The following is a 12170-nucleotide window of genomic DNA, read 5'->3' on the forward strand; positions in this document are numbered from 1 at the left end:
TCCCATTCGATCAAAGATACTTACTAATCACAATCCGCTGTATTTCGCTCGTGCCTTCGTAAATTTCCGTTATCTTGGCATCACGGAAATAGCGCTCCACCGGGTAATCTTCTGTGTAGCCGTAGCCGCCAAATACTTGAATTGCTTCCGTTGACACCTCTACCGCAGTACGTGCGGCAAACAGCTTCGCCATCGACGCTTCCATCCCGCATTTCTGGCCACGGCCCCGCAAATCTGCGGCACGATAGATTAATAGTTTTGCCGCTTCCACATTTGTAGCCATGTCAGCGAGCTTAAACCCGATTCCCTGCTGGACAGATATCGGCTTGCCGAATTGCTGGCGCTCTTTCGCGTAGGCGGTTGCGGCTGACAGTGCAGCCTCGGCAATTCCAAGGGCCTGGGCGGCAATTCCAATGCGGCCGACCTCAAGGTTTGCCATCGCGACCTTAAAACCATCGCTTTCACGGCCGAGAAGGTTTTCTACTGGAACATGCATATCCTCGAATGTTAGCTGCACCGTTCGCGAGCCATGCAGTCCCATCTTCTTCTCATCCTTGCCAATTACAAGACCAGGGGTATTTTTTTCAACAATAAAGGCGGCAATTCCTTTTGTCCCTAATTTTGGCTCGGTCGAAGCAAAGACAATATAAATATCGGCCTCGCCGCCATTGGTAATAAACATTTTCGAGCCGTTGATAACATAATGATCACCCTTCTTCACGGCACGGGATTTTAAACTGGCCGCATCAGAACCGGAACTTGGCTCCGTTAAACAAAACGCCCCTAAATACTCGCCCGAAGCAAGCTTTGGCACATATTTTTGTTTCTGTTCTTCCGTTCCAAAATAAAGGATCGGCATCGTACAAACTGATGTATGAACCGAAAGAATGACACCAATTGTGGCACTCACCCTTGATATTTCATTAATAGCAATGATGTACGAGGTAAAGTCCATCTCGGCCCCGCCGTATTTTTCCGGAACGGGAATGCCCATCAGGCCGAGCTCACCCATTTTGCGAAGAATCTCGCGCGGGAATTCCCCTTTTTCCATGTTATCTATAAATGGGGCAATTTCGTTGGCAGCAAAATCACGCACCATGTTCCGCATCATTTCTTGTTCCGCTGTAAATGTAAGCTTCATGCAAATCTCCCCTTTTGGAGAATCTAAAGTGGCAGTATTCATTGGTACAACCCCTTTTCACTGAAAAAATGGGATCAGACGCTCGCTTACTTGTAAGTGTAGAAGCCGCGTCCTGTTTTCTTGCCGAGCCAGCCTGCTTTCACATATTTACGCAGCAGCGGGCATGGACGGTATTTGTCATCACCGAAGCCCTCATGGAGTGTTTCCATAATGTAAAGGCATGTATCAAGGCCGATGAAATCCGCCAAGGTTAACGGTCCCATCGGGTGGTTCATCCCGAGCTTCATCACTTCATCAATCGCTTCTTTCGTGGCGACGCCCTCATACAAGGTAAAAATCGCTTCATTGATCATCGGCATCAGCACACGGTTGGAGACGAATCCTGGGAAGTCATTTACTTCCACCGGAACCTTGCTCAACGTCTTTGTCATGTCTTCGATTACTTGGTACACTTCATCAGCCGTTGCGAGGCCGCGGATAATTTCGACGAGCTTCATCACCGGCACCGGATTCATAAAGTGCATGCCGATGACCTTTTCCGGGCGCTTCGTTGCCGCCGCTATTTCAGTAATCGGCAATGACGAGGTGTTGCTTGCTAAAATCGCATGAGCCGGCGCGATTTCATCTAGCTGCGCAAAAATTTTCGTTTTGATTTCCATATTCTCTACCGCCGCCTCGATAACAAGGTCGATTTCAGCAGCATCGTTTAAGTCGGTTGAGGCGGTCAATCTTGCCAGCACTTCCTGCTTTTGCTCCGCTGTCATCCGGCCTTTATCTACATTACGGGTGAGATTTTTGTTGATAACTCCGAGCCCGCGCTCAACGAACTCCAGCTTTAAATCATTCAATAACACTTGATAACCTGCTTGCGCACAAACCTGGGCAATCCCCGCTCCCATTTGTCCTGCACCGATGACCATAACCTTTGAAACCTTCATCTGTTCCCCTCCGTCCCGAGGTTGGAAATGAGTCCAACCTCTTTTTTATAAAAATATTTTAAAGAGCTGTTTTTGAGTTATTAATTGATATTCGCTAGTAAATAGGTGGTTTCCGCCAGTAAACGGTGGGGTTCGCCAGTAATGAAGGCTTTTCCGCCAGTAAGCAGTGGGTTTTCGCCAGTAATGAAGGCCATCCCGCCAGTAAGCGGTGGGGGTTCGCCAGTAAAACACGCTTATCCGAAAGTTACGCCACCCTTCAAAACAGCAAATCTCCCTTACCCCCGCGGAACCTCAATCATCACCGCATCGCCCTGGCCGCCGCCGCTGCAAATCGCAGCCACACCGATTCCGCCGCCGCGTCGCTTCAATTCGTGCATCAAAGTGATGATAATCCGCGCGCCGCTTGCGCCTATCGGGTGTCCTAACGCGACCGCACCGCCATTGACATTGACCTTTTCCGGGTCAAGGCCGGCATTTTTTCCACTGACTAAAGCGACAGCCGCGAACGCTTCGTTGATTTCAACTAAGTCAATCTCAGCAAGGCTCCTGCCCGTTTTCCGCAAAAGTTCATTGATGACCAGTCCCGGTGTTTGCGGGAAGTCCTTTGCTTCCACGGCAATTTCGGCGTGGCCGAGAATCACCGCTTCCACTTCACGTCCTTCATTCAAAGCTCGTTCTTCGCTCATGAGCACAAGGGCGGCCGCACCGTCATTGACCCCTGGGGCATTTCCGGCGGTAATCGTTCCCGTTGAATTAAATACTGGTGCTAACTTCGCTAGCCGCTCTAGTGAGGTGTCCTTCCGCGGTCCTTCATCGTGCTCGACAACCAGCGGCGCCCCTTTCCGCTGCGGCACCTCTACGGCAACAATTTCCTCTGCCAGCTTTCCGCTCTCCATCGCAGCAATCGCCCGAACATGGCTTCTCAATGCCCACTCGTCCTGTGCCTCGCGGCTAATGTCCATTTCCTCAGCTGTCGAGTTACCGTAAGTGCCCATGTGAACGCCGGTAAAGCTGCAGGTCAAGCCGTCATGGATCATTAAATCCTTAACAGCACTGTCGCCCATTCTGAAACCCCATCTTGCTTTTGGTAAAATATATGGCGCGTTGCTCATCGATTCCATCCCGCCTGCAACAATCACTTCTTCATCACCGGCGCGGATGATTTGGTCGGCCAAGCTGACACTGCGCATCCCCGAGGCGCAGACCTTATTAATTGTTTCTGTTTTGACTTCCCAAGGCAGGCCAGCGTGATTGGCGGCCTGACGGGAAGGGATTTGTCCTTGTCCCCCTTGCAGGACGGTTCCCAGGATGACTTCCTGCACATCCGCAGGCTTCACGCCCGCACGCACCAACGCTTCTTTAACTGCAATGCCCCCAAGCTGTGAAGCGGTAAAGCTGCTAAAGATACCCCCTAATTTTCCAAAAGGTGTTCTTACCCCGCTTAAAATCACCGTTCTCCCCATTCAAAACACGCTCCCTTTTCCCAATATTCAGTCATGTGGATTTAAACATACCCTTTTCGGCGACTGAACGCTCGCTCGAAAAAATATTAAAAAAAATATACGAATGTAAGCGTTTTATTTATATTCTTATTTTACATAAAAAGGAGCAGAAGTTGAACTGTTTTACACAAAATTGCTAAAATTTCAGAAATTCCGTTAACAACTCAACCTCTGCCAGGCTAAAAATGACTATTAAGAAGCTTCACCACAAACTGCTTTTTCTAAGATTTCAGCGACATCATAGGTCGCAACCTTTTCTTCAACCTCTTTCGCCTTTGTTCCGTCCGATAGCATCGTTAAACAGTATGGACAACCAGAACTGATGACCGAAGGATTGACTTCCAAGGCCTGCTCGGTCCTGCTGACGTTAATGCGGTGGCCCGTTTCTTCCTCCATCCACATCAAGCCGCCGCCGGCACCGCAGCACATCGCCTTTTCGCGGCTCCGTTCCATTTCGACGAGCTTCACACCTGGAATTGCTTTTAAAATTTCCCGCGGCGGATCGTAAACGTCATTATAGCGTCCTAAATAACAGGAATCATGGAAGGTAATCGTTTCGTTGACCGTGTGTTTTGGTACAAGTCGGCCATCCCTCACTAGCTCAAAGAGAATTTCGGTATGATGATATACTTCCACATCCTTCAAGCCGAAATCAGGGTATTCATTTTTGAAAATATTATAGGCATGCGGGTCAATTGTGACAATTTTCTTGACCTCCGCCTTTTCAAATTCCTCGATATTTTTCGCTGCCAGCTCTTGGAACAAGAACTCATTGCCAAGACGGCGTGGTGTGTCACCAGAGTTTTTCTCTTTGTTGCCGAGGATGGCAAATTTCACGCCCGCTTCATTCATAAGCTTCGCAAACGATAAGGCAATCTTCTGGCTGCGGTTGTCGTAAGAGCCCATCGCGCCCACCCAGAAGAGGTATTCGAATTCTTCGCCGGTCTTGTTCATTTCCTTCACGGTTGGAATTTGAACATCGTCGCGGACATCACGCCAGTTTTCGCGCTCTTTCCGGTTTAAGCCCCATGGATTGCCTTGGCGCTCAATATTGGTCATCGCGCGCTGAGCATCGGCATCCATTTTTCCTTCGGTTAACACTAAATAACGGCGGAGGTCGATAATTTTATCAACATGCTCGTTCATCACTGGACATTGGTCTTCACAGTTCCGGCAGGTTGTACACGCCCAAATTTCTTCCTCGGTGATCACGTCGCCAATCAAGCTTGGACTGTAAGCAAGCGAAGCAGCTGATTCCTGAGCCCCCTGCCCTGCCGCGGCCAAGGCAATTTGGTTGCCTTTTGTGTTTCCGAATGCGAATGTCGGGACCCACGGCTGCTTCTGGGTAACTGCGGCACCGTGATTTGTTAAGTGATCGCGAAGTTTAACGATTAGGTCCATTGGTGACAGCATCTTGCCTGTTCCCGTTGCCGGACACATATTCGTACAGCGGCCGCACTCGACGCAGGCATAGAAATCAATCATTTGGTGCTGGGTGAAGTCTTCAATTTTTCCAACGCCAAACGACTCTTGTGTTTCATCTTCAAAATCAACCTTTTGCAGCTTACCCGGTTTTTCTAAACGGTTAAAATAAACGTTTGCCGGTCCGGCGATTAAATGCGCATGCTTGGATTGCGGCACGTATACTAAGAAAGTCAATAAGAATAATAAGTGCGCCCACCAGGCAATATAGAAAATCGCAATCGATGCGGTTTCACCAAGCCAGGAAAAGCCGAGCGAAATGACCGAGGCGACTGGCTCTGTCCAGGACGGATCTTCTCCGTGCCAGATGATGCCCATGCCATTTCCGACGAGAACGGAAATCATCAAGCCGCCGATAAATAAGAGCACAAGGCCTGATTTGAAATTGCGCTTTAAGCGGACTAATTTTTCAACATAACGGCGGTGAAACGCCCAGATGACCGCGACAAAGATCATCAGTGTGACAATCTCTTGGAAAAAGGTAAACCCGGCATAGAGCGGACCTAACGGCAGGTGTGCCCCAGGTTTAATGCCTTTGATAATAAAATCAATCGCGCCAAATTGGACAAGGATGAAGCCGTAAAAAAACATGACGTGGATGGCGCCGCTTTTTTTATCCTTAAGGAGTTTTTTCTGCCCAAACACGTTTACCCAAATTTTTTGGAGCCGCTCTTTGACATTGTTGTCAAACTCGACCTTTTTGCCAAGTTTAATAAAGGCAATCCTTGTTTTCACGACATAAACGAACAGACTGATTGCGTAAGCGGTTACAAATAAAAATGCAATGAGGTTGACCCATAAAAGACCATTCATATAAAAAACGCCCCTTTCTTCGTTAATGATCATTTTTGCAAGTTGTCGAAAATAATTAATTTTCTGAACTTATCCTTAATTCTATTATATGGTGAATGAGCATTCAGTCAACCAATTTTTCGGAAGATTTCCTCGACTTATAGAAATAACCGCTATCGGAAAGACTAACAACACCGAATGGGGGAAGGATTTTCAATGACATTTGCACTCATTTTGAGCGGTCTGCTCGTTCTTATCATTTTATGGCTTGTTCTTGATTTTAGGTTAGGCAGAAAGAAGCATCTTTCGCTGGCAGGCCAAGTGGAAACGGCTATCCTCCATGGCAGCTTTGAGATGTTTACGCACGGCAAGGAATTGTTCCGTGATTATTTCGCCGAAATCCGAACGGCGAAAAAACATATCCATGTGTTGTTTTATATTGTTAAAGATGATAGTCTAGGCGAGGAATTTTTCACCCTTTTAAAAGATAAGGCGCGGGAAGGTGTAGAGGTTCGGCTCCTGCTTGACCGGATTGGGAGCTGGGAGGTTAACAAGGTGATGGTGAAAGAATTACTTGATGCAGGTGTCCAATTTGCGTTTAGTAATCGGATAAAGCTTCCCTTTCCCTTTTACTCCTCGCAGGTCCGTAATCACCGCAAGATTTCGATTATTGACGGCGAAATCGGGTACCTCGGCGGCTTTAATGTCGGGCGGGAATATATTGATGAGGACCCAAAGCTCAGCCCCTGGCGCGATTACCATTTAAAAATAAGCGGCGAAGGCGTTAATTTTTTGCAGAGTGAGTTTTTGATTGATTGGAATGAGTATGGCGGTGAGAATTTATTAAGCCGGCCGGCTTATTTCCCGGAGCTGCCAAAGGGTGAGGTCCGTCATCAATTTATTCCGACGGAAGCAGGTCAGCTTGAAGGAAGCTTTATTCGCTTGATTCAGAAGGCAGAGCAATCTATCATGATTGGCACTCCTTATTTTATTCCAAGTGCGGCGATTTTTGCGGAATTAACGGAAGCGATGCGCCGCGGCGTCGACCTTACCGTGATGGTTCCCTACACGGCTGACCATTTTCTTGTCCAAGAGGCTTCGTTCCGCTATTTACGAAAGCTGCTTGCCGCGGGCGCTTCGGTTTATCAATATAAAAACGGTTTTTACCATGCAAAAACGATTGTGATTGATGACAAAATCTGTGACATCGGCACCGCCAATTTCGATAAACGGAGCTTGTTTTTAAACAAAGAAATCAATTGCTTTCTTTACGATCCGGCTTTTATTGAACGTGTTAAGGCTGTAATTGAAAAGGATATCCGCGACGCCGAGCGCTTGACATTGGCCACACTTAACAAAGCGAATTTGTATCGGTCTGTGAAGGAAGGCCTTGCCGGGGCGATTTCTTACTTTTTATAAAAATGGAAAGAGTCTCCGAATCAATGCCGGAGACTCTTTTAACTTTATTCCTCAATAAGATTTAGCACCGGAACATCGCGCTCATTTTCGGGATCTTTCTTTGAATAAATCCGCGCCATTTTTGTGGCTTCGTCCACGTGCTGGATGATGACAGGGGTCCCGTCATAGGTCACATTAATCATATTGACGGATTCGGCAATCTCCTTTGCTCTTCCTACATTCATGGGTTCGGTTCACTCCTCACTGAAAATTCTCTATTAATATTTGTATTTTTTTGGGATGTATTCATTTTTATGGACTGTTTTTTGAGAAAATAAATCCGCAGGCTGATTGGGAAATCTTCTGTTGACATGTATGGATGATTTACTGTCCGGTTTTGCCGATTTACTATCGACTTTGCTACATTTACTATCCGGTTTTACCCATTTACTGTCTGGTTTTAGTCATTTACTCTCCACTTTTCACTTTTACTGTCCGTTTGCCGATTTACTGTCCAGTTTGCTACATTTACTATCCGGTTTTACCAATTTACTGTCCGGTTTTAGTCATTTACTCTCCACTTTTCACTTTTACTGTCTGTTTGCCGATTTACTGTCCGGTTTTACCCATTTACTGTCCGGTTTTAGTCATTTACTCTCCACTTTTCATGATTTACTGTCCACTTCAAAAAACAAGGCCCCCTTATCCAAGTAAGGGGGCCAAATCCAACCAACCAATATTACATTTTTTCCGGTGCCGAAACGCCGATTAATGCCAGCGCATTTTTCAAGGTAATTTGCACTGCTCTCACCAATGCGAGGCGTGCCTTTGTCCGCTCCGGCTGTTCGCTATCCAACACCTTTTCCGCATTATAAAAACTATGGAATGTCGATGCTAACTCAAAGATATAATTCGTAATCCGGTGCGGCACGCGTTTCAGCGCTGCTTCGCCGACAGCCGACGGGAACTCGCCAAGTTTTTTCAGCAAGTCGATTTCCTTTTCCGAAGTTCCCGCTAGCGAATAATCAACATCCGCATCAGCCGTCATGCCTTGCTCCGCGCCCGAACGTAAAATGCTTGAAATCCGTGCATGGGCGTACTGTGCGTAGTAAACGGGATTTTCGTTCGACTCTGACACCGCTAAATCGAGGTCAAAATCCATATGTGTGTCCGAGCTGCGCATCGCAAAGAAATAACGGGTCGCATCGAGGCCGACCTCATCGACTAAATCGCGCATCGTGACTGCTTTTCCGGTCCGCTTGCTCATCTTCATTTTCTCACCGTTTTTATAAAGGTGAACAAGCTGGATGATTTCGACCTCGAGGGCCTCACGGTCATAGCCGAGCGCCTGAATCGCCGCCTTCATTCGTGGAATATAGCCGTGGTGGTCGGCACCCCAAATATTGATCAGCTTTTCAAAGCCGCGGCCGAGCTTGTCCTTATGATAAGCGATATCCGGGGTCAGATACGTATACGAACCATCCTGCTTAATTAACACGCGGTCCTTGTCATCGCCGAAATCGGTTGAACGCAGCCACGTTGCACCGTCCTCTTCGTACACATAGCCGCTCGCACGTAACGCCTTCAAGGCCTCGTCAATTTTTCCATTTTTATAAAGCGAGGTTTCCGAATACCAGACATCAAAGCCGACACGGAAATCCTCGAGATCCTTCTTCAACTTCGCCATTTCATAGTTCAAGCCGTACTCACGGAAAAATTCAAACCGCTCCGTGTCGGGAACCTCAACGTACTTATCGCCAAACTCCTCTGCCAGCGTCTTGCCGATGCCAATAATATCGGCCCCGTGGTAGCCGTCCTCCGGCATCGCCTTTTCCAGCCCAAGCGCCTGAAAATAGCGGGCCTCAACAGATAATGCGAGATTATTAATCTGGTTGCCGGCATCATTAATATAGTACTCACGGGACACATCGTAGCCCGCTTTCGCTAAAATATTGCAGAGTGAATCACCAACTGCGGCACCGCGGGCATGTCCGAGGTGGAGGTCGCCTGTTGGATTGGCCGACACGAACTCGACCTGAAGTTTTTGACCGCCGCCGACCGTTGTTTCGCCGTACTTGTCCCCAGCCTTAAGGACCGTCGGAATCAAGTCGGTTAAATAGCTATTATTCATGTAAAAATTAATAAATCCCGGTCCCGCCAGCTCAATTTTTTCAATTGAAGCCTGCGACCGGTCGAAATTGGCTACCAACGCCTCGGCAATTATCCGCGGCGCCTTTTTCGCGACACGGGCAAGCTGCATCGCCATATTCGTCGAGTAATCGCCGTGAGACTTTTCCTTCGGGATTTCCAGAATTACATCGGGAATCTGCTCCTCTGTCGCAAGCTCCGCTTTCAGTACCGCTGCCCGGATTTCTTCCTTTATTTTACTTTGAACCTGTTCTACTATATTCATTTTTTATCCTCCTGAAAGGTAATTTCTAAATGGTATCTACCGGCGGGCGAGCCCTGCATCGTGAAATCATAAAGAATGTCAATCAGACCTTCCTTATGTTCGATTCTTCTCGCCATTGTTATCGTTTCAAACGTACCAAACGGCATTTCGTAGCTGCCGCGCAATTCTGTATGTAAGCGAAACGGGAGACGCATTTTCACAGCACCCGAGCGTAAAATCAGCGCTTCCTCGTTTGCCACCTTAACAATAGTGCGAACCGTGCCTTCCTCGTGCACTTCCTCATACCGAAGATAAAACGCATCTCCTTTACGATAAGCGCGGCCAAACACGACCAGTTCGAACGTCTCCTGCTCATCAATCGTCGTTTTCACATTAATTTTTACAGGTATTTCAGTATTCAACAAAAGTATTGCACTTCCTTCTTAAAAGGAACTCGAAGTCAGCTCTCTTTATTTGTCCTAGAATTCATCATTAACATACGCGCCACAACGCATACTCTACCTATTATAAACATTGCAGCCACACAAATCAAAGATGCCCGCCCCTACGATGGGGCAGGCATTAAACCTTTGGCGTCAGGCACCAATTACCTTTTTTTACTAAATGGTGTCAGGCACCATTTTCCAATTATAGCCAATCGGTGTCAGGCGCCTTTTCCCTATTTTACCCAGCCAAGTAGCATTTCGCGAAGTAGTTTGCTTGCTGTGTTTGCTGTTTGCTCGGAGGGGTCGTAAATTGGCGCCACTTCTACTAGGTCGCCGCCGATTACGTTTACCTCGGAACGGGCGATTGCATGGATTGAGGCAAGCAGCTCTTTCGAGGTGATGCCGCCGCAATCAACTGTCCCTGTTCCTGGCGCATGTGCGGGATCCAACACGTCGATGTCAATCGTGACATAGACAGGACGACCGGCAAGCGTTGGCAGGATTTCTTTTAAAGGCTCAAGGACATCAAATTTGGAAATGTGCATGCCATTTTCCTTTGCCCACTCAAATTCTTCCTTCATTCCGGAACGGATACCGAAAGAATAGACGTTTTTCGGTCCAATCAATTCAGCAATTTTGCGAATCGGAGTCGAGTGTGACAGCGGCTCGCCTTCATAATTCTCACGCAAATCGGTATGGGCGTCAAAGTGGATAATCGCCAAATCCGGATATTTTTTATAAACAGATTTCATCACTGGCCATGATACAAGATGCTCGCCGCCCATTCCAAGCGGGAACTTGTCTGCCGCAAGAATTTGATCGACGAACTCTTCAATTAAATCCAAGCTGCGCTGGGCGTTCCCAAACGGCAGTGGAATGTCGCCGGCATCGAAATATTTTACCTCGTCAAGCTCGCGGTCAAGGTAGGCACTGTACTCCTCGAGACCAATCGACACCTCGCGAATTCGCGACGGGCCGAAGCGAGAACCGGGGCGGTAGCTGACCGTCCAATCCATCGGCATTCCGTACAATACAACCTGACTTTCTTCAAAATTCGGGTGGCTCTTAATAAAGACATTTCCCGAATATGCTTCATCAAAACGCATCATTGCATCTCCTTCTTTCATGGGGTCAGAGCCCCATTACTTTACCGCATTACCTTGTCGGGGGTCTGACCCCCGACGCGTTACTTCACTAAATCGCCAACAAACTTAGGCAATACGAATGCCGCTTTGTGCAGCTCTTTTGTATAGTATTTTGTTTCGATTTCGTGGAAGCGGTCTTCGCTTACTGCTAATGGATCATATTTTTTCGAACCGATGGTGAATGCCCAGAGGCCGCTTGGATACGTTGGGATATTGGCTACGTACAAATTGGTAATCGGGAAGATTTCCTTGACGTCGCGCTGTACGCTTCGGATTAAATCTGCCTTAAACCACGGGTTATCGGATTGAGCAACAAAGATGCCGTCTTCCTTTAACGCCTTGGAAATCCCGGCATAGAAGCCTTTGGTAAATAAGTTAACAGCAGGACCAACCGGCTCCGTTGAATCGACCATAATCACATCATAGGCATTTTCGCTTTCCGCAATATGCATAAAGCCATCGCCCACCTGAACGTCAACACGCTCATCGTCAAGCCAGCCGGCAATCTCAGGCAAGAATTTCTTTGAATACTCGATTACTTTGCCATCAATATCAACAAGCGTCGCTTTCTTCACGCTTGGGTGCTTTAACACTTCACGGATAACACCGCCGTCGCCGCCGCCGACAACAAGCACATTCTCAGGGTTTGGGTGCGTAAATAATGGAACGTGTGCCACCATTTCATGGTAAACAAACTCGTCTTTAACAGAAGTCATGACCATGTCATCTAATAACAGCATGTTGCCCCACTCTTCGGTTTCAATCATATCCAGCTTTTGAAATTCCGTTTGCTCTGTATGTAAGGTTTTATTTACTTTCATTGTGATACCAAAGTTTTCAGTTTGCTTTTCTGTAAACCAAATTGACATCTTCATCTTCCTTCCATTTTATCCTATTTTCGGTATTGAACTTCGACTACTGTCTAGCTCCAGCG

The 12170-nt window shown here is 47.4% G+C and carries 10 protein-coding genes; 1 reads left to right on the forward strand and 9 read right to left on the reverse strand.

From position 1 onward, the window contains the following. Nucleotides 1–10: 10 nt before the first annotated feature. The 4 genes from AA980_RS16625 to AA980_RS16640 form a co-directional block, all read right to left on the reverse strand. Complete coding sequence (locus AA980_RS16625) at nt 11–1141, reverse strand: acyl-CoA dehydrogenase (protein WP_047771784.1); 1131 nt, start codon at nt 1139–1141, stop codon at nt 11–13. 86 nt (nt 1142–1227) lie between these two features. Further along, nucleotides 1228–2079 carry a 3-hydroxybutyryl-CoA dehydrogenase gene (locus AA980_RS16630; RefSeq protein ID WP_024027294.1) on the reverse strand — a complete coding sequence of 284 codons (852 nt, stop codon included), beginning with the start codon at nt 2077–2079 and terminating at the stop codon, nt 1228–1230. A gap of 275 nt (nt 2080–2354) precedes the next feature. Continuing rightward, on the reverse strand, nt 2355–3542 hold the full coding sequence (locus AA980_RS16635) for an acetyl-CoA C-acetyltransferase (protein WP_024027293.1): 1188 nt from the start codon (nt 3540–3542) through the stop codon (nt 2355–2357). A gap of 231 nt (nt 3543–3773) precedes the next feature. Continuing rightward, nucleotides 3774–5876: a 4Fe-4S dicluster domain-containing protein gene (locus tag AA980_RS16640; protein WP_024027292.1), complete on the reverse strand. Its 2103-nt coding sequence runs from the start codon at nt 5874–5876 to the stop codon at nt 3774–3776. 195 nt (nt 5877–6071) lie between these two features. On the opposite strand from AA980_RS16640, the gene cls reads away from it, so the two are divergent. Further along, nucleotides 6072–7274, forward strand: coding sequence for a cardiolipin synthase (cls, locus tag AA980_RS16645; protein WP_024027291.1), 1203 nt, complete (start codon nt 6072–6074; stop codon nt 7272–7274). Nucleotides 7275–7318: 44 nt separating this feature from the next. Here the strand turns inward: cls and AA980_RS16650 are convergent, their stop codons facing one another. The 5 genes from AA980_RS16650 to speE form a co-directional block, all read right to left on the reverse strand. After that, entirely contained in the window at nt 7319–7498 is a 180-nt protein-coding gene (locus AA980_RS16650; protein WP_024027290.1) for an H-type small acid-soluble spore protein, read from the reverse strand. 494 nt (nt 7499–7992) lie between these two features. After that, nucleotides 7993–9666: an arginine--tRNA ligase gene (gene argS, locus AA980_RS16655; protein WP_024027289.1), complete on the reverse strand. Its 1674-nt coding sequence runs from the start codon at nt 9664–9666 to the stop codon at nt 7993–7995. After that, nucleotides 9663–10070, reverse strand: a complete 408-nt coding sequence (locus AA980_RS16660; RefSeq protein WP_024027288.1) for a DUF1934 domain-containing protein — start codon at nt 10068–10070, stop codon at nt 9663–9665. The genes argS and AA980_RS16660 overlap by 4 nt, the downstream gene beginning before the upstream one ends. A gap of 254 nt (nt 10071–10324) precedes the next feature. Next, nucleotides 10325–11197 (reverse strand): agmatinase, encoded by an 873-nt coding sequence (gene speB / locus AA980_RS16665; RefSeq protein ID WP_024027287.1) that lies wholly within the window; start codon nt 11195–11197, stop codon nt 10325–10327. Nucleotides 11198–11277: 80 nt separating this feature from the next. Next, nucleotides 11278–12105 (reverse strand): spermidine synthase, encoded by an 828-nt coding sequence (gene speE / locus AA980_RS16670; RefSeq protein ID WP_024027286.1) that lies wholly within the window; start codon nt 12103–12105, stop codon nt 11278–11280. Between the last annotated feature and the right edge of the window lie 65 nt (nt 12106–12170).

Origin of the sequence: Neobacillus vireti, assembly GCF_001026695.1 — a bacterium.
GTDB lineage: Bacteria > Bacillota > Bacilli > Bacillales > Cytobacillaceae > Neobacillus > Neobacillus vireti.